Source organism: Neobacillus muris, assembly GCF_943193175.1.
GTDB classification, from domain to species: Bacteria; Bacillota; Bacilli; order Bacillales; family Cytobacillaceae; genus Neobacillus; species Neobacillus muris.
In genome coordinates this window covers 1-19,301 of sequence record NZ_CALPDF010000004.1, presented here as the reverse complement: position 1 = coordinate 19,301, position 19,301 = coordinate 1, and the positions used below count along the sequence as shown (strand labels likewise).

Below are 19,301 nucleotides of genomic sequence, written 5' to 3'. Positions count from 1 at the left end.
TCTATGACACAATAATGTCATATGTATATTGTGTGAAATGTATGGTTCGTATGAAAAGTAGGAATTATCATACAAGTGAGGTGATGAACCATGATGAATCATGGAAAGATTTTCGGGACAACCAGCATGGGCGAAAGGGGCCAGGTTGTCATTCCAGCGGAAGCAAGAGAAGAATTAGGCATTAAAGCAGGAGAAAAATTTGTGGTATTTGGTGATGAAAGAAAAGGCACCGTCATCCTTGTTAAATCAGAAATCGTCAATAAATTCGCAAATTTCTTCTTTAACAAATCAAAGCGGTTTGAGAAAATGGCGCGCGACATCTTTGAGAAAACCGAGACTGAGGCAGAGGAAGACAAGGAACAAGAGGATTAACAATGGCAGCACGCAGGCTTGTCCTGTGTAAGCGATAAAAGGAGTGGACAAGGATGCGTGAATTGGCCCGTCTAATGGGAAACAAACGATTTCGAACTATCTTTTTTATGTTTATCAGTTTTTTTATCCAGTTATGGTGGCTGGGTAAAACCAAAAAACATCTGTCTAAAGAAACAGCAGCTAAAAAGGCTAAAGATCTTTATTCTTCTCAGGCTAGAAAGTTTATCAGAACAGCAGAAGAACTTGGCGGCCTGATTATCAAGCTCGGCCAATTCGTCAGCTCCCGGGTGGATATTTTACCGAAGGAATACACCGATATTTTATCTGAGCTGCAGGATGCTGCTGCCCCGGTTTCTGGAGAATTGGTCATCAACAGATTGGAACAAGAGCTTTCCGGCAAGGTAACGGAAGTATTTGCACATTTTGACGAAACGCCTGTTGCAGCCGCCTCTTTAGGGCAGGTTCATAAAGCCATCTTAACGAACGGGGACAAGGCAGCTGTTAAGGTCATGCGCCCAGGGATTGAAGAAATTGTTACATTGGATTTAGCGGCCTTGAAGGTGTTAACGTCTCTCGCCAGACGATTGACCAAAATCGGGAAATTTGTTGATTTAAAAGATGTATATGATGAGTTTGAGGAAGTCATCACAGATGAACTAAACTATCTTACCGAAGCAAAAAATTTACAAAGGTTTCAAACCTCGTTTCAGGATTTCCCCGGTGTGGCAGTACCCTCTGTTTATTGGGAGCTGACCACTAGTAAGGTTTTGGTGATGGAATACATTGACGGGGTGAAAATTAATGAAATACACAAATTGAAAGCCACTGCTGTCGATAAGAAAAAGCTGGCATCGATTCTTTTCATCGCGTATTTGAAACAATTTTTAGAGGATGGATTTTTCCATGCCGACCCGCACCCCGGGAATTTGTTAGTAAAACAGGATGGGACTCTTTGCTTCATTGATTTTGGAATGGTGGGAACTGTTTCGGATGGGATGCGGGCAAATATGGTGAAATTAGCTCTGGATATTTACCTGAAAGATGCCGGGGGAATCGTGGAAGCATTAGCCCAGCTTGGCTTCTTGCGTAAACATGCTGATATGTCCGCATTAAAGAAAAGTGTTCGTGTCATTCTTTCGGGATTTTCAGCAGGCCAATTTCATTTTGAAGAGATCAATAATGAAGCGTTTTTAGAAGGCATGCGGGAATTTCTATACGAGCAGCCTTTTCAAATTCCGTCCCGGATGACTTTTTTGGGCAAGGCAGTTATGACCGTTATTAGCATTTGCAATGGACTTGATAGTGAGTTTGATGTAATTACAAGTACGAAGCCGTTTGTGGAAGATGTAATTGCAAGTGAAACGATCAATCCGGCAAAAGATACCATTTTGAATCAAGCAAAAGAAACGATAGTAAAAATGATCCCAATCGCACGGAAAATGGTGCAATTAGTAGATCAGTTTGAATCAGGAGACATTCGTTTCCAGCCATCAAAGGCGTATGAACGGAAACTGATGATGCGCCAGTCCCGGCAAACCAACAAAATTATCCTTGCAATATTCGGAACCGGGCTATTCATTGCAGGTTCGCAAATTTTGCAGCTGTACCATAACCCAGGACTTACCATGATGACGGCTGGGGGAGTTATCACGCTTTTTCAAGCGATTCGAAAATCTGAAGTCAAACGGAGGAGACCGCATCCAAAACCGCCGTTTACCACGGACCATTAAATAATGTAAAAAGGCTGAACCAAACTGCTGGCTCAGCCTTTTTACATACGCTACGCTGCTAATTTTCGGAGATTTCGAGCAGCCTATTTAGCTTTTTTTCTTGAAAGCCTAGAACCAAGGAGCCGTTGATAAATGTAGCAGGTGTCGCACAAATTTTCCGTTCCTTTAAGTAGCTGAGATCATCCTTATTTAAGGACACATTCCGCTCCTCAAATCCTACCCCATGCCCCTTTAAGTAGGCTTTTACTTGTTCACAGTAGGTGCAGCCCGTGCTGCTATAAACTATAACTTCAGGTTTAGACATTGCTCCTCCTAATTTCTTTCATTCAATGGACCGATCTGTTTGGGAATATTGTAATCATATCAATAAAAAAAGTCCAACGTTGAAGTTCGTTGGACTTAGGAATTTAAACTGTTTTTCCCAGAAAGGCTTTTAGCATCCAAACATGCTTTTCTAAAGCAGAATGGATGGCCAAAAGCATATCCCCAGTTGTTTCATCATTGATTTCATCAGTAAAGCTCATTCCTTCTTTCAGTTCACCAATGATAAGGGAGAAGTCATTAACAACGGACTGCACCATTTCCTGCGCTGTTTCAGTACCGGCAGCTTCTTCAATAGAGGAAAGTTCCAAACATGCTTTCATTGTGGCTACAGGCTGTCCGCCAACAGCCAGCAGGCGCTCCGCCAATTCGTCTACGTGCAGGCCTGCTTCGTTATAAAGTTCTTCAAATTTTGCATGTAAAGTGAAGAATTGATCGCCCTTCACATACCAGTGATAGTTATGTAACTTAATATACAGCACCGACCAGTTTGCGATTTGCTTGTTAAGTACATTCACTAACTGAGTGTTCATTTTAATAGCCTCCTTTATTGTACATATATATTTTACCCATTTATTTTGCGATATTCCTGCCGGATTTGGGGGATTTGTTGTCAATTTCGTGAAAACTGTCTTGATGACTTGTTCTCTCCCATCATTTGCAGTCTTATTGGCTCAGGTCAAACCGTGTTACACTATTGAAACTTTTTGTAAAAGAACAACATGGTTTTTCCAATAATGGATAGATTTGATGCTGATTTCAGAATGGATAAATTTTACTGATTCGGTTTTAATAGTTTGCCAGCAAGGATTATAGCAATCTGGCAAATTTTGTCCCATGAATAGAGAGATTACATTTGATAGCCTTATAGTTGTCAAACAAAACGACTACTAGGAGGTTCTATACATGAACAAATTAAAAAAACTAATAGTAGCCGCTGGACTAATGATTTCTATTTCAGCATTTACTTTAACCAATCAAACAGAGGCTGCAACAGCCCATACCGTACAATATGGTGAAACCTATTGGAAAATAGCAAAAGGATTCGGTATCCCCATTAATAGCTTAATGAATGCAAATAACAATAAACCCCTTATTGCAGGGCAAACTATTACACTGCCAAACTCACCTATTTCAGCAGCAGATGAAGACCTTATGGCACGTCTTGTCCGGGCTGAAGCAGTCGGGGAACCTTATGCAGGGAAAGTAGCCGTTGCGGCGGTTATTTTAAACCGGGTAAAGAGTCCTGATTTCCCCAATACTGTCCGTGAAGTGATTTATCAAATTTCTAATGGATATTATGCCTTTACGCCTGTTGCCAATGGCCAGATTAATCAGCCTGCAGATGCTGAATCTAAAAAAGCCGTTAATGAAGCTATAGCGCTAATGGGTAAAGGAAATGGTTCACTATTTTTCTATAATCCGAAAATCTCGACAAGCTCATGGATCCTATCACGCCAAGTGACAGTCAGAATTGGCAATCATGTTTTCGCAAGATAATTTTATTATCTCCAAATAAAAGGTTTATATGAAAAAAGCGGGAGATTCCTGATTGGAATTTTCCGCTTTTTTATGTTCAATCGGGAAAATATCCTTCCTATCCTAACGTTTGATATGTTACGATAACGTACAAAAGTGGTACGGAAATGAGGTTGTCATCATTGGTTAAAACGATTTTATTTGATGTGGATGGAGTCTTGTTAAGTGAGGAGCATTATTTTGATGCTTCGGCTTTGTCCGTCTGGGAGATGTTGATTAGTTATAACTATTTAGGCCTTTCACCCGAATTATTCAAACCGGATTATTCTGAATTTGAAATCAAGCAAATAAGAAATCGGGTATTTGAGGAGGACCGCATTCTTAAGTTTCAAAAATCACGCGGCCTAAATGCCAACTGGGATATGATTTATTTAGTTTTCAGCCACCAGCTAATCCATTTATTAGCACAAATAAAAGACGTGGAAAATGAAAGAATCAGCCAATGGCTGCAAACCCCGATTACTCGAGAAACACTATTAGACATTGGGAGGATATTGAACAATTATCCTGTCAAAATGGATTTTTCAACTTTTAGAAAAGACTTCCAAGGGTCATCTGCCGTAAAACAAGAAATGCTGGAGTACTTAAACGAGCTGGCGAATGAGAAACTCGGGATGAAGACCCATGCTTTCAGCAAGGGGGAACTTTGGTCAGTCTGTGAGCATGTCTGCCAGGAATGGTATGTGGGGGATGAGCATGTTCTGGCTTCTACCGGAAGGCCTTCTGTCCAAACAGGGAAACAGGGATTTTTAGCAAACGAAACTACTTTGGCCCCCCAGAGTGAAATAGCTGATCTGTTTCAATATCTTGTTCATGCCCAGTACCAAATAGGTATTGGCACGGGGCGCCCAGAATTGGAGACGATTCAGCCGTTCAGGCATTTAGATTGGTTGAAATATTTTGATGTGAAGCGAATAGTAACGGCAGATGATGTATTGGCAGCAGAAAACTGTCTGGCTGAAAAAATGTCCCTGTCCAAACCGCATCCATTTACATACATCATGGCTATTCATAAAAAGGCAATATCTGCAGAAGAATGTGTAAGTCTGTCATTGCCAATGGCAGGGGCCGAACAGGTGTTGATTGTCGGTGATTCATTGGCAGACCTGCTGGCTGCCAGAAGCTTGGGAGCAAAATTTGCTGCTGTGTTAACCGGTCTTTCTGGAAAGGCGGCCAGGAAGGAATTTGAAGAGCATCAGGCGGATTTTATTTTGGATTCTGTTATTCATTTAAAGGATATTGTATAAACCTATTGGCTGGAACCAGAGAAATTTGTTCCGGCCATTCTTATATTGCTTATTTTCTGTCTTTATCAAAAATTTTTTATTTATAAAAAATTCCTTGAGTGACGCAGGGTTAAACGTTTACAATTTAGAAGACTGAAAAATTTTTCTATTGTAAAAAAACGAAGAGAGTCATATAATGTCTACAATACAAATACAAATGTTTACCCTGTGAGGACATCGACAGGAGGGGAAGTATGTGAAAGCAATCTCGATTGGGTTATTGGGTATGGGCACCGTTGGTTCTGGTGTCGTGCAAATCATCAAGAGAAATCAGGATAAATTAATGCATCAAGTGGGCTGTCCGGTGGTGATCAAAAAAATCCTTGTGCGGGATTTGAATAAACTAAGACCGATTAGCCTTGAAACTGAATCGTTGACGGACAACGCTGATGAAATCCTTTTTGACGAGGAGATTGACGTCATCATTGAGGTAATGGGCGGCGTTGAAGATACAAAAGATTATCTGATAACTGCCCTTCGTCAAGGCAAGCATGTTGTAACAGCAAATAAGGATTTGATGGCTTTGCATGGATCCGAGCTATTGACTGTCGCTTCAGAATATGGCTGTGATTTATTTTATGAAGCCAGTGTGGCTGGAGGAATTCCGATTTTAAGGAGTTTAGTAGATGGACTTGCCTCAGACCGAATTACCCAAATGATGGGTATTGTTAACGGAACAACCAACTATATTTTAACCAAAATGACGAATGAGGGCCGGTCCTATGAGGAAGTTCTGAAGGAAGCGCAGGAGCTGGGCTTTGCTGAGTCTGACCCAACGGCAGATGTGGAAGGTCTCGATGCAGCCAGGAAGATGGCCATTTTAGCCACTTTAGGCTTTTCAATGCATATTGATTTAGAAGATGTGCTAGTGACTGGCATTTCGAATGTGTCCGAAGAAGACATCAATTATGGAAAACAGTTGGATTATACCATGAAACTGATCGGCTATGCGCATCGGGATGGGGATAAAGTAGAAGTAAGCGTGGCACCGACATTCTTATCGAATAGCCATCCGCTTGCCTCTGTGCAAAATGAGTATAATGCCGTTTATGTATATGGGGAAGCCGTTGGCGAGACCATGTTCTACGGCCCCGGCGCCGGCAGCCTCCCGACTGCCACTTCGGTTGTTTCGGACCTTGCCGCTGTCATAAAAAATTTACGGCTTGGTGTAAACGGCAAGAGTGCGGTTACACCCCAATTTCCAAAACAGCTAAAAGGCGATGGCGAAAAATACTCCAAGTATTTTCTTCGGATCCATGTTCAGGATGAAATTGGTGTGTTTGCTGATATTACCAGTATTTTTGCTAAGAATGGAGTCAGCTTTGAAAAGATTTTACAGCTGCCGATTAAGAAAAATGAAACATCGGAAATTGTATTAGTCACCCATGAAGCGTCATTGACAAGTTATGATCGAATTATCCAAGAATTATATGATTTATCAGCAGTGAAGGAAGTAAAAAGTGCGTATAGGGTTGTGAGAAAATCATGAAAAGATGGCCAGGATTATTAGAAGCATATAAAGAGTATTTACCAATCAATCAAGAAACTCCTAAATTAACTTTAAATGAAGGAAACACTCCATTAATCAAGCTGGAACAGCTTTCCAAGGAGTGGGATGTTGAACTATATGTGAAAGTTGAAGGAGCCAATCCAACGGGTTCCTTTAAGGACCGCGGGATGGTCATGGCTGTGGCAAAAGCCATAGAAGAAGGAAGTAAAACGGTCATTTGCGCTTCGACCGGAAATACGTCAGCTTCCGCCGCCGCCTATGCCGCGCGTGCCGGCATAAAATGCATCATCGTGATTCCAGAAGGAAAAATTGCTCTAGGAAAGCTGGCTCAGGCGATGATGTATGGTGCAGAAATCATCTCCATTGAGGGCAATTTCGACCAAGCGTTACAAATGGTCCGTAATATCAGTGAAACGGAGCCAATTACCCTTGTCAATTCAGTCAATCCCTTCCGGCTTGAAGGGCAAAAAACGGCTGCGTTCGAAGTATGTGACCAATTAGGCGAAGCACCGGAGGTCTTGGCCATTCCGGTTGGAAATGCAGGGAATATCAGTGCCTATTGGAAAGGGTTTAAAGAGTATGCAGATAAATTAGGGACAGGATTGCCAAGAATGTTTGGCTTTGAAGCTGCCGGTGCTGCCGCCCTTGTCCATAAGCGAGTATTTGAGAATCCAGAAACGATTGCGACAGCGATCCGAATTGGCAATCCGGCAAGCTGGAATTTGGCAGTAGCTGCCGTCGAGGAATCGAATGGGCAATTTGATGAACTCACTGATGAGGAAATTGTTGCTGCCTATAAAAAACTGGCTTCGTCTGAAGGTGTTTTTGCCGAACCGGCTTCTTGTGCCTCGATTGCTGGAGTGTATAAAGCCCTTCAAAATGGAAAAATCAAAAAAGGAACAAAAATTGTGGCTGTTCTCACTGGCAATGGCCTAAAAGATCCAGATACAGCGATCCAAAGCAGTTTGGTTAAGCCCGTCCAATTGCCGAATGATGAAGGGGCTGTTGCGGATCATATTAGGGGAGTCATGCTCCATGCCGCTAAATAATCGCTTTATCATAAAAGTACCGGCAAGCACGGCCAATCTTGGTCCTGGATTTGATTCGGTGGGATTGGCGGTGGATTTGTTTTTGACATTAGAGGTGGAACAAAGCAGCCACTGGGCGTTTTCGGCCCTTAATGATGAATTGCAGGAATTTCCTGCTGATGAAAAGCATTTCATCGGACAGGTTGCCATTTCGACTGCCAAAAGGTATGGAAAAGTTTTACCGCCATGCAAGGTAGCCATCGACAGTGAGATTCCTTTGGCTCGTGGTTTAGGTTCGAGTGCTTCTGCGATTATTGCAGGAATTGAACTGGCAGATGCCATTGGCAGACTCGAGTTATCCAAGCAGGAGAAACTGCAGCTGGCAACAGAGTGGGAGGGGCATCCAGATAATGTTGGCGCCTCCCTGCTGGGTGGACTCGTGATTGGCTGTTATCAGCAAAATGAAGTCGATATGCTTTCCTTTGCCAATCTTAACTTTGATTTGGCTGTGGTAATCCCTAACGAGGTTCTGTTTACTAAGGATGCACGCGAAGTGCTGCCAAAGTCCTTTTCAAGAGAAGAGGCGGTTCAGGCTTCCGCAGCAGGCAATCTGCTTGTTGCCGCTCTGCTCAGCCAAGATTGGGAAACGGCTGGAAAGATGATGAGCAGCGATTTATTCCATCAGCCATACCGTAAACCGCTTATACGGAACTATCAGGAAATTGAAAAAGCAGCTAAGGACAATGGTGCTTTTGGAGCTGCACTAAGCGGAGCCGGCCCAACGATTATCTGCTTCACGGAAAAGGGAAACGGAAAGCAGCTCGCTCAATCCTTGCAAAAAGAATTTCCAGATATGATGGTAAAGCACCTAAATATAGCCCCACACGGGAGCTGTGTAAAAATAGACAGCATCGTTGGCTAATGAGCAGCCTAAAAAAGGATAACCAGCTTCTTAAACTGGTTATCCTTTTTTTAAAAACTCTTCAAATTCATCCTTGTTTAGCGGCTTGCTAAACAAATACCCCTGCATTTGCCAGCAATTTTTTGAAAGCAGGAATTCTTTCTGATGTTCCTTTTCTACCCCTTCGGCAATCACATTCAAACGAAGACTTTTTGCTAAATTAATGATCGCCTCCACAATTTCTGAATTGGCCAAATTCTCTTGTATATCCTGTATAAAGGATTTATCAATCTTTAAAGTAGAAATAGGGAGATTTTTCAAATAACTTAAAGAAGAAAAACCGGTTCCAAAATCGTCAATTGAAATCGAAATCCCTAAAGCTTGAAACGTAGACAATGATTCCAAGATCTCCTTTGAATAATTCATGAGTATACTTTCAGTAATTTCTATTTCAAATTGATGCGGCGAAAGCTGGCATTCTGATAAAATCTCCTTTACTTGCTGGACCATAAGGCCTGCATCCTCGAATTGGCGTGCCGAAAAATTGACCGAAACCGTTAATGGACGGGTTAGGCCCTTATTCCATTGACTTACCTGGCGGCAGGCCTGCTTCATCACAAACTGCCATAATGGCTGAATTAAGCCCGCCTCCTCCGCAATGGGAATAAATATTTCTGGAGATACCAGCCCTAGTTCCTCATCATTCCACCTGATTAAGGCTTCGGCCCCGTATATGGATTGGGAGGCAGCATTCATGAGAGGCTGAAAGAATACCTCCAATTTTTTAAATTCTAATGCCTTTCTTAATCGTGACTCGATTTGGGTTCTTTTAAGATTCGCTTTTAATAGTTGGTTGGAATAGACAACCGCCCTGTTTCCACCTGCTTTCTTAGCCTCATACATAGCCATGTCGGCATAAGAGATAAGCGTATCAAGGTCTTGGTTGTGTTCTGGATATAGACTGATGCCGCAGCTCGCTCCTAGAAAAATCTCGTTCCCGCCAATGCAGTAGGGGTGCCGTAATTTATTGATAATTTGTTCGGCTGCTGCCTTTGTTTCCTCTAAGCTATATTGGATGAATAAAAGCAGAAATTCATCGCCGCCCTGCCTAGTGATAAGCGGATGATTGCTATCAGGGAAACATTCCCTCAGCCGGTCTGCTATCACTTTTAGGATTTCATCCCCTTTGTTATGGCCAAAAGTATCATTGACCTGCTTAAACCGATCGATGTCAATAAAAATAATCGATAGCCGTTCTTTTTTGGGGGTGCGACCGTTGATCATGGAATCCAAACGTTCATGGAAAAATCTTCGATTCGTCAGACCGGTCAGTGAATCATGATAGGCTTGATATTCAATGACCTTGCGGCTTTGCTCAATGTCGTTTACATAATTTTGTAAATCACTAGAGAGTGCATTCACGTTATCAGCGAGCCGCCCTAATTCATCTTTTCGCTTAACTACTAGTTTTTTTCCAAAATTGCCCTTAGCAATATCATTTACCTGATCAACAATATATCCAATCGGCTTTGTGATTGATTGAGAAAACACAAAGCTGATGATCAGTACGATGATCATAATGGCAATGGAAAGCAAAATATGCTCCTTTAATTCTTGGGCGAGTTCCTGTTTAATTAATCCATAGTTATACACAAGGCCAATGACATAGGGTTCTTGATTGGCCGGGAAGACCGGAACAAAGGTCTTCATGACACTTTTATTATTGAGGTCAGCAATATAGCTTTGCTGTTTTTTTGTTTGGATTGCTTTGGCTATATAGCTTGCATCCTGATTACTATTTGTGTAATTATAAGTGCCATACCATATGGGTTCTGCTGAAATCCGGGTATAGGTATTCCCGTTTAGATGAACGACTTCTTTTTTCTTTCCAAACTTTTGTGGATTAAAAACGGATAGCTCGAGAATTTCACGTTGACTTGTAAAATCCTCGATAATCTTCATGGGTCCGAACTTTTTTTCATACTCTAATACTTTATCCCGAAAGTAAGGGTCAATAATATAGTTCGTCGTTCCATCATAGTAATAACCCCATTTATCTATATGGTCAGGATTAGAAGAGGCCACTTCAATCGGGCCGGACCAATAATGGGGCAGGGTCAACCCCTCGCCAACTGATACGGGAGTTAATTGGAAAAGCTGTTGATAGGCATCAAACCAGTATCCCCAATCTTTTGTTCCCATATTGATTTCCTCAGGGTCGGAGGATTTGACGCCTATGATGTCATCCTCAGTTTTTGCTAACAAGGTAATATGCGCAACTCCTGTTTCTTTTGCTAGCTGCTTCAGTTGTTCATTTGTGACATCATGATAGTCCGCCGGAAGAAACTGTTTAGCGGCAATTGCTGCCGTTCGCAAGTCCCTGGCAAGAATGTCCTCAACAAAAAGTGCCCCATTTCTGGTATTCTCAACTTCCAGGGAAACTTCCTTGATGATGATGGAAATTTCTTGATTATTGTATTTTAATAGTTGACTCTTGGATCGAACATAATGAATCGCATTGTTTACCACTAATATAAAAAAAACGATCAGGCAAAAAATAAGCGGGAGCTTTTTCTTAATGGACAATGAATCCACACTCCAATATACCGAATTAATCCCAGCTAAAGGCAAGAGGAATCGACGGGCTACATTACTCTTTAGTTTTTTCTAGGGGGCAGCCTTTTATTCCAATCCTAGCCTTGATAAAATGAATCTATATTTATGTCATTACCTTTAAGGAGCGTGAAAGATGAAATTTACAGGTAAGGTCATCGTGGTAACAGGGGCAGGAAATGGAATTGGCCGCGGGATAGCGGAAGCTTTTGCCTATAGTGGAGGAAAGGTCGTCATTGCCGATATAGATGCTGACGCAGGAGAAAAAACCCGGCGCCAAATTAAGGAGCTTGGAGGAGATTCAGTATTCATCAAAACAGATGTCCGAAGGGAACAGGACATTGTTCTTTTATTTAAGGAGGTAAAACAGCGCTTCGGAACAGTCGACATTTTAATTAACAATGCAGGGAAAGGCGGATTCTTTCCATTTTATGAATTGACCGTTGAGCAATGGGACGATGTCATCCAAACCAACTTAAGAAGCGTGTTCCTTTGTTCGAGAGAAGCGGCAAAGCTTATGCGCGGGAATCCAGCAGGAGGTTCGATTGTAAATATTGCTTCCACAAGGGCGATCATGTCTGAACCGAACTCGGAAAGCTATGCGGCAGCTAAGGGGGGGATTGTGGCGATTACCCATGCATTGGCTGCCACATTAAGTGAGGATCGGATTACGGTTAATGCCATTTCACCGGGTTGGATCCATACGGGAGACTATACAAAGCTGACAGACGCCGACCATGAGCAGCATTTTTCAAAGAGGGTGGGGAAGCCGAATGACATTGCCCAAGCCTGCCTGTATTTAACCGCACCGGATAATAATTTTGTCACAGGGATTAATTTAGTGATTGACGGCGGAATGACCAGAAAAATGATGTATGATGAATAAAAGGGATGCCCAACGATGTTGGGTTTTTTATTTTTAGATAAGCATAAAGTTAAAGACTTTGAAAGCGTCAGCTTTTTGGAGGCGACCATACGGCGCTGACCAGGGAGCTTCTGCTTTTCTTATGCATTATTTTGATTTGATGCGGTGTCGATGAATAACTTGGCAATCATAGAATGAGTTTTCTCAGTGTTATAGACAAGATAAAAGAATCTTTCTTCATCAAACCCACTGATGTTGTGCAGTTTTAGCAGATTTAAGTTTGTATAGCTCTTTGCCGCTAATTCAGATATGATGGAGATTCCGATACCCTCCATGACAAATTGCATGAGACTTTGGGATGAATCTGTGTAGGCAATGATATTCATTTGCTCTTTCTTAATGCCGTTTTTCCTTAATAATTTTTCCAACAAGGCGTTTGTCCCCGAATCGGAATTCCTCATGATAAACGGGTACTGCAGAATATCGTTCATATTCACTTCGTCTGGCAAATTTGTTTGGCTGGATGTAATGAGAACGAGCTTTTCTTTCAATAATGGGATATAGTTAAGTTTGTCGCTTTCGAATTTTTCACCAATAACACCTAAATCTGCTGTGCCTTTAAGCACTTTTTCAACAGCTAATTTCGATGAAGATTGGTCGATATGAAAGATAGCAGAGGGATACTTTTCCCGAAACTGTTTGACCATTTTGGGAATCATAAATTGTCCTGGAACAGAGCTTGCCGCAATTCGAATGATACCCCGAAGGTCTGTCATTCCTTTTTTTAAATCAAATAATGCTTGGTCTTTAATATACAATAATTTGAGGGCCCATTGATAGAGCCTTTCTCCTTGGGGGGTTAAAACGGGTTCTCTGCCAATCCGGTCAAACAGTTTGGTTTCCAATGTTTTTTCTAATGCTTGTATATGCGAACTCACCGTTGATTGGCTCAAGTAAATATCTTCTGCTGCTTTTGAAAAGCTTTTATGCTCCACTACTTTCGTGAACACGTAAAGTTGGTGTAAATCCAATGTCTTTCCCCTCTCATTATAGATAAAATGGATTGATCACTATCGCTAAAATCGATGAAATAATCATACATGCAATGATTAGAAATAACAATCAAAAAAGAGCAAGGTTTCCCTTACTCTTCAGCTAAAATGTTATATAATAACAGTCTGACTATCTTCTGCCAGACATTGTTGCAGGATCCACGGCCATTTTCCATGTCCAGATTCAGTATTGATATGGCCCGATTGAGGAAAAATCATGGAAGGAAGACCTAATTTTTTAAAGCACTTTGCATCTTCCATACTGCAATAAGGATCATTGGTTGAATGGACAAATAAGGTATCTTCAGCGGTGCGTGTTAGATTTGTGCCACTTAACGGAACTGGGTAGAAAGTTATTGCAGCATTAAGGACGATGTTTGGAGAAGGAGGGGCAACAAGAATGACACGATTTGCCAATTTTCGATTTTGGCTGGCAGTATAATGAAGCCATAGAATGCAGCCTAAGCTATGAGCAATAACAGTTAACGGCTGATTCTTAGGTATCGTATTCATGACAGTATCCAGTTCTTCTAGCCAAACCTGCTTATTTGGTGAATCAAAGTTTGAAAAAGCAGGGTAAAAAACATCACCATTTCTTATTTGCAGTTCATGCGCTAACCAGGTTTGCCAATGGTCTAGTCCGCTCCCGCCTAATCCATGAAGGATGAGGAAACTTTGCTTGATCAACGTTTATCCCTTCTTTCTAATTCCGATTAATTTAATTGGTTTTATAGGAATTATAGCGTTAATGAATAAAAAAGGCAATTGTTAGTTTTTATCAATAAAAAATATAATGAAAGTTGGAGATCCCATGTCAGACTTTTTATCCTTAGGCATTTCACAAACAGTTACGGAGGATCTGCGAAAGTTTGGAGTAGCCAGCCCCACACCTATACAAGAACAGGCGATTCCTGCTATTCTGGCAGGGAAAGATATCATGGCCCAGGCACAGACCGGTACAGGAAAAACATTTGCATTCGTCCTTCCGCTATTAGAAAAAATAAACCGAAATATAGATGCTGTACAAGCACTGATCGTAACTCCCACAAGAGAATTGGCGATTCAGATCACACATGAATTTAATAAATTAATTGAAAAATGGGAAGATGTAAATGTTTTAGCTGTTTATGGGGGACAGGATTTTGATAAGCAGTTAAATAAATTGAAAGCAGGCAGGAAAATTGTGGTAGGGACACCGGGACGGCTGTTAGACCATATTAGAAGAGGAACAATCGATTTATCGGAAATTTCCTTTCTTGTACTGGATGAAGCGGATCAAATGCTGCATATTGGCTTTTTAGCTGAGGTAGAGGACATCATCAAGGTGACTCCTGAAAGCCGGCAGACAATGTTATTCTCAGCCACCCTTCCTTCTGAGATACGAAATTTAGCAACGAGGTATATGCAGGAACCGAAAAATATTCAAATTGAAAGCGTACAAAGACCAGCCGAAAATGTTAAACAGATTGCCATTCACACTACTGACCGGGCAAAACAAGCCACATTAATTGAATTAATTGAAATGTACCGTCCATTTTTAGCCGTGATTTTCTGCCGGACAAAACGGAGGGTCAGTAAACTTTATGATGCGCTGAAAGCCCAAGGATATTCTTGTGACGAGCTGCATGGCGATTTGTCTCAGGCAAAGAGGGAACAGGCAATCAAGCGATTTAGAGAGGCTAAAACCCAGTTGTTAATTGCGACAGATGTTGCAGCAAGAGGACTGGATGTTGAGGGAGTTACGCATGTGTTTAATTATGATATCCCTCAGGATGCGGAGAGCTATATTCACCGGATTGGGCGTACAGGCAGGGCTGGAATGAGAGGGTTAGCGATTACACTATACTCCTCCGCTGACCGCGCCGCATTGGATTTAATCGAAAAATCCACCCAAACCACCATCCAAAAACAGAATTTAGGAAATACAAAAAAGGAACGTGAAGGGAGTCAGGAGAACAGCGAAGGGGTCGGCAGGACACAAAATAAAGCTGCAGCAAAGAAAAAACAGACTTCCTCTAATCGTGCTTTCCAAAGCAGGAACAATAAAAATCAGAAGCCGGCGGGTAAAAAACAGGAGGGAAAAAGGGGGCAAGTATCCCAAGGCCGGCCTCAAAAAAGCTCTATGAAAGGCAAGCAAACTTTAGGAAGTAATCGGAAAATAACCAAGAAATAAATGAGAGAGGGGGACATCTGCTATGGAGTCACCCTCTCTTTACTTTAGGAGTTATCAGATAAACTTATTCCTGTGTTCGATTTTACAAGAACCTCCTCGTATTTTTTCACATCAGCCCTTTGGCGGGAGAAAATGGTTCCTAGGTATCCGGCAATAAATCCGAGCGGAATCGAAACGATGCCAGGAGTCGTATATGGGAATAATGGTTCTCCGACAAATATGGCGGCACCAGCCTCGGGACTGAAAACATTGGGGCTGAAAATAACTAAACCAACAGAAGAAATCAATCCAATAATCATTGCCCAGACGGCTCCAGTTGTATTAAAGCGCTTCCAGTAAATCGTATAAATGATAACCGGTAAATTAGCACTTGCAGCCACTGCAAAAGCAAGGGAAACAAGGAAAGCCACATTCAAGGTTTGTGCTCCTAATGCCAGGATAATCGAAAGGACAGAAACGCCAATCGCAGCCCAGCGTGCCATATTGACCTGCTGTTTTTCTGTTGCTTTGCCTTTCTTCAGGATTTCGTTATAAAAATCATGGGCGAAAGCAGAAGCCGCCGTTAAAACAAGGCCGGCTACCACAGCTAAGATTGTCGCAAAAGCAACTGCCGAAATAAAGGCAAATAACATATTGCCTCCCAGTGCTTTCGCGAGCAGTGGTGCAGCCATGTTGCCGGCCGGGTTGGCTGCCACAATTTTGTCTGTCCCAACAAATGCCGCAGCGCCAAAGCCTAGAAAAATGGTCATAACGTAAAAAATACCGATGATCCATGTAGCATATACGACCGAGGAACGTGCCATTTTTGCATCTTTTACAGTAAAGAACCGGACTAAGATATGCGGCAAACCAGCAGTTCCAAGAACCAGCCCCATATTTAGGGACAGTGTATCAATGCCATCTTTATACTTAACTCCCGGATTTAGAAACGCATTCTTTAACGGAGTGGCTGTCTTCATTTGGGCAAACATATCCGTAACACTGAAGTTGAATTTGGCAAATACAATAATGGAAATAACCAGCGTGCCTCCCATTAACAGGATTGCTTTAATAATTTGTACCCAGCTTGTTGCGTGCATTCCGCCAAAAATGACATAAACAGTCATTAAAACCCCTACAATTAAAACGGATGTAGTATATTCCAGACCCAATAATAATTTGATAAGCGCACCTGCACCGACAAGCTGTGCAATCATATAAAAGATGGAGATGGCTACTGTATTCATGGCAGCAAAACCCCGGATTTTTTTAGCATTAAAACGCGCAGCAATCATATCAGCAAATGTGTATTTTCCAAGATTCCGAAGAGGCTCAGCGACTAAATAGAGAACAACGAGGTAGGCCACCAGAAAGCCGATGCTGTAAAAGAAACCGTCAAAGCCTGTTAAGGCAACTGCTCCTGCGATACCAAGAAAGGAAGCAGCCGACATGTAGTCACCGGCAATGGCTAAACCGTTTTGCCAGCCGGTCAGGCCTCCGCCAGCCGTGTAAAACTCGCTTGCATTTTTCGTTTTTTTCGAAGCATAGTAGGTGATGATGAGTGTAACGAATACGATGGCAAGGAACATGAGGAACGCAGGGGTGTTCAATTATTCCATCCCCCTTTCGGATTTAATTTGTTTGGTTAAGTCATCAAATTTTGCCGCTTTTTTAGAATAAAGCATGCATAATCCCCATGTCATAATGAATTGTAGAAAGGCAAACACCCATGCCCAAGTGATTTCACCTATAAATTTTGTATTTAGCACCTTAGAATAGGAAGTTAGAATTGGCAATGCAAAGTAGAAACAAAAGAAGAAGATGGTAAAAGGGATAATAAATTTTTTCTTTTCTGAGAGTAATGTCTGGAACGAAGCGGACTGTACAATAGAATTGTAATCGTTTTCAAAACTTTTGTTCATTTCTTCAGCTTCCATGCTGAAGTTCCCCCTTTCAAATAAACCCATATTAAAAAAAGAAAAAATAAATGCTGGAGAATCGCGAGTGTAGAAAATGTGGATACTGGCTTTTTAGATACCCTCCTTTCATTTGTTGTTGTTAAAATTTGGAATTTTACGATTTTAATTATAGTTTTAAGTGGATATTGGTTGCAAGAGGAAATGTTAATAAAACAGAAAAATTTTTATAGGAAGGTAATAGGCGGCTTTTAAAAATGGCTCTGTTAGGGTTCAGTGTTGATTGTCGTGTAGGTATAGGAATTAATAGGCGGAGAATTTCCGCTTAACGACTTTAAATAAGCCAAAATTCATTGTTTTCGATACAATAAACGGAAAATGCTCTCTTATTTTTAAGGAAATACCCATATTTCCTAATTTAAGCGGAATTTTTCCGTTTATTTTTCAAGGACTGTAAATCACCGTTCAGTTATAATAGAGACTTAAAAATAAAAAAACCTTTGCAGCCGCAAAGGTTTTTTTATTATGGAGACTATCGGGATCGAACCGACGACCTCTTGCATGCCATGCAAGCGCTCTCCCAGCTGAGCTAAGCCCCCAATTGAGTACATTCGAAATTATATAACGATTATTTTGAGATTGCAAGAGGAATTTTTAAAAAATATAATCCCAAATTATCCGATACTTTCGATTTCAACTTTTTGAACCCCATCCAGACTGGAAACCGCTGCATAAACCTCTGTTGGCTTTTCGCGATAATCCACAGCCACAAGTATTTGAACTAGATGATCGCCATTATCCAAATCTTTAATTTTTAAACGGCGGATTATATACTGTTTTTCCATCAAATAAGAAATGGCTTTTTCAATTTGCTCTTTATCTCTAATGTGCAGGTGCAGCATGATTTCTTTTTCGCGCAATTGTTTAGGGCCAAAGACTTTCATTAAGAATGGGACAAACTCGACACTAATAATCAGTAATGCGACGCCGGCGAAAGCTTCTATATAAAATCCAGCTCCTACTGCGACGCCAATTCCCGCTGCCCCCCAAATCATGGCGGCAGTCGTTAAACCTGAAATGCTGTCATTACCACGCCTAAGGATGACACCTGCACCCAAAAAACCAATTCCCGAAATAATTTGAGCAGCTAAACGAAGCGGATCCATCGTAATGGTGACATTCTCTGGAGCAGGAAACGTATAGGCTGACTCTATAGAGACAATTGTTAGTAAGCAGCTTACCACTGAAATGACCAAACTGGTCTTAAGTCCAACCGGTTTCCTTTTTAATTCTCGTTCCAGCCCGATAACCAGTCCGAATATAGCGGAAATCCCTAGTTTAATTAAAATATTTTCTTCTATGCCTGTCATATTTCCTCACGCCTATCTTTTATCAATATTAAATTAAATTCTTACACAAATGAGTGTACTAAGAAAGAAACAATATAACTAATTTAAATAATAATATCTTATTCATATACAGACAGAGGTTTGTTTATGATTTTTTATCATGATTTCATTATATGCTTTGCTTCCTGATCCGAAGAAATGGGGAAAATTAATGTTTGTTCTACAAAACTTTTTTGAAATTATATTGCAATCATTTTTTAATCGTGTTATATTAGTTTTCGTCCTCTTTTGGAACGTCAGAAACGATAAAAATTATTTAAAAATGTTATTGACTTTCTAACGAGCGATATGATATATTAATGAGGTCGCCTTTGAACGACAAAAAATGTTGGACAAGCAATAATTGTTCTTTGAAAACTAAACAAACAAAAACGTCAACAATAAAATATTCGTTTCTTTTTGAAATGAAGCCAACGTTATTTTTTATGAGCTATATCAACTTTCTTGGAGAGTTTGATCCTGGCTCAGGACGAACGCTGGCGGCGTGCCTAATACATGCAAGTCGAGCGGATCTTTAGGAGCTTGCTCCCGAAGATTAGCGGCGGACGGGTGAGTAACACGTGGGCAACCTGCCTGTAAGACTGGGATAACATCGGGAAACCGATGC

The 19,301-nt window shown here is 41.2% G+C and carries 17 protein-coding genes, 1 tRNA gene and 1 rRNA gene; 10 read left to right on the top strand and 9 right to left on the bottom strand.

What is annotated here, in order from left to right; translation table 11 throughout:
• The first annotated feature begins 93 nt into the window (after positions 1-93).
• Both NFS43_RS04125 and NFS43_RS04120 read left to right on the top strand, forming a co-directional pair.
• Positions 94-372 (top strand): AbrB/MazE/SpoVT family DNA-binding domain-containing protein, encoded by a 279-nt coding sequence (locus NFS43_RS04125; RefSeq protein WP_251549763.1) that lies wholly within the window; start codon positions 94-96, stop codon positions 370-372.
• 53 nt (positions 373-425) lie between these two features.
• Positions 426-2,102, top strand: a complete 1,677-nt coding sequence (locus NFS43_RS04120) for an ABC1 kinase family protein (protein WP_251549760.1) — start codon at positions 426-428, stop codon at positions 2,100-2,102.
• A gap of 58 nt (positions 2,103-2,160) precedes the next feature.
• Here NFS43_RS04120 and NFS43_RS04115 read toward each other — a convergent pair whose 3' ends face one another.
• Together NFS43_RS04115 and NFS43_RS04110 are read right to left on the bottom strand one after the other, a co-directional pair.
• Positions 2,161-2,406, bottom strand: coding sequence for a glutaredoxin family protein (locus NFS43_RS04115; RefSeq protein ID WP_251549758.1), 246 nt, complete (start codon positions 2,404-2,406; stop codon positions 2,161-2,163).
• A gap of 103 nt (positions 2,407-2,509) precedes the next feature.
• A complete protein-coding gene (locus NFS43_RS04110; RefSeq protein ID WP_251549756.1) occupies positions 2,510-2,956 on the bottom strand; it encodes a Dps family protein in 447 nt (148 codons plus the stop codon).
• Positions 2,957-3,329: 373 nt separating this feature from the next.
• Here NFS43_RS04110 and NFS43_RS04105 point away from each other — a divergent pair, with 373 nt between their 5' ends.
• The 5 genes from NFS43_RS04105 to thrB all read left to right on the top strand — a co-directional run bounded on the left by NFS43_RS04105 (position 3,330) and on the right by thrB (position 8,708).
• Entirely contained in the window at positions 3,330-3,923 is a 594-nt protein-coding gene (locus NFS43_RS04105; RefSeq protein WP_420910288.1) for a cell wall hydrolase, read from the top strand.
• Between the two features lie 161 nt (positions 3,924-4,084).
• The gene (locus NFS43_RS04100; protein WP_251549754.1) at positions 4,085-5,209 is read left to right on the top strand and encodes an HAD family hydrolase; all 1,125 of its coding nucleotides are present in this window, start codon (positions 4,085-4,087) and stop codon (positions 5,207-5,209) included.
• Between the two features lie 265 nt (positions 5,210-5,474).
• Positions 5,475-6,737, top strand: a complete 1,263-nt coding sequence (locus NFS43_RS04095; protein ID WP_420910293.1) for a homoserine dehydrogenase — start codon at positions 5,475-5,477, stop codon at positions 6,735-6,737.
• Complete coding sequence (gene thrC / locus NFS43_RS04090) at positions 6,734-7,807, top strand: threonine synthase (protein WP_251549750.1); 1,074 nt, start codon at positions 6,734-6,736, stop codon at positions 7,805-7,807. Before NFS43_RS04095 ends, thrC begins: the two co-directional genes overlap by 4 nt.
• A complete protein-coding gene (gene thrB / locus NFS43_RS04085; RefSeq protein WP_251549748.1) occupies positions 7,794-8,708 on the top strand; it encodes a homoserine kinase in 915 nt (304 codons plus the stop codon). Before thrC ends, thrB begins: the two co-directional genes overlap by 14 nt.
• A 39-nt stretch (positions 8,709-8,747) precedes the next feature.
• On the opposite strand, the gene NFS43_RS04080 is transcribed toward thrB, so the two are convergent.
• A complete protein-coding gene (locus NFS43_RS04080; RefSeq protein WP_251549745.1) occupies positions 8,748-11,273 on the bottom strand; it encodes an EAL domain-containing protein in 2,526 nt (841 codons plus the stop codon).
• A gap of 163 nt (positions 11,274-11,436) precedes the next feature.
• On the opposite strand from NFS43_RS04080, the gene NFS43_RS04075 reads away from it, so the two are divergent.
• On the top strand, positions 11,437-12,186 hold the full coding sequence (locus tag NFS43_RS04075) for a glucose 1-dehydrogenase (RefSeq protein ID WP_251549743.1): 750 nt from the start codon (positions 11,437-11,439) through the stop codon (positions 12,184-12,186).
• Positions 12,187-12,305: 119 nt separating this feature from the next.
• Here the strand turns inward: NFS43_RS04075 and NFS43_RS04070 are convergent, their stop codons facing one another.
• On the bottom strand, positions 12,306-13,196 hold the full coding sequence (locus tag NFS43_RS04070; protein WP_277613895.1) for a selenium metabolism-associated LysR family transcriptional regulator: 891 nt from the start codon (positions 13,194-13,196) through the stop codon (positions 12,306-12,308).
• 132 nt (positions 13,197-13,328) lie between these two features.
• Positions 13,329-13,904: an RBBP9/YdeN family alpha/beta hydrolase gene (locus NFS43_RS04065; RefSeq protein ID WP_251549738.1), complete on the bottom strand. Its 576-nt coding sequence runs from the start codon at positions 13,902-13,904 to the stop codon at positions 13,329-13,331.
• Positions 13,905-14,028: 124 nt separating this feature from the next.
• Between NFS43_RS04065 and NFS43_RS04060 the strand changes: the two genes are divergently transcribed.
• Positions 14,029-15,390: a DEAD/DEAH box helicase gene (locus tag NFS43_RS04060; RefSeq protein ID WP_251550122.1), complete on the top strand. Its 1,362-nt coding sequence runs from the start codon at positions 14,029-14,031 to the stop codon at positions 15,388-15,390.
• A gap of 44 nt (positions 15,391-15,434) precedes the next feature.
• Here the strand turns inward: NFS43_RS04060 and NFS43_RS04055 are convergent, their stop codons facing one another.
• The 4 genes from NFS43_RS04055 to NFS43_RS04040 all read right to left on the bottom strand — a co-directional run bounded on the left by NFS43_RS04055 (position 15,435) and on the right by NFS43_RS04040 (position 18,655).
• The gene (locus NFS43_RS04055; RefSeq protein WP_251549736.1) at positions 15,435-16,979 is read right to left on the bottom strand and encodes a solute symporter family protein; all 1,545 of its coding nucleotides are present in this window, start codon (positions 16,977-16,979) and stop codon (positions 15,435-15,437) included.
• A complete protein-coding gene (locus NFS43_RS04050) occupies positions 16,980-17,306 on the bottom strand; it encodes a DUF485 domain-containing protein (protein WP_251549734.1) in 327 nt (108 codons plus the stop codon).
• Positions 17,307-17,811: 505 nt separating this feature from the next.
• Positions 17,812-17,884: transfer RNA gene (locus tag NFS43_RS04045), tRNA-Ala, on the bottom strand.
• A gap of 75 nt (positions 17,885-17,959) precedes the next feature.
• Positions 17,960-18,655, bottom strand: coding sequence for an MgtC/SapB family protein (locus NFS43_RS04040; protein WP_251549732.1), 696 nt, complete (start codon positions 18,653-18,655; stop codon positions 17,960-17,962).
• Between the two features lie 480 nt (positions 18,656-19,135).
• On the opposite strand from NFS43_RS04040, the gene NFS43_RS04035 reads away from it, so the two are divergent.
• Positions 19,136-19,301 (top strand): 16S ribosomal RNA (locus NFS43_RS04035); the annotation flags it as partial.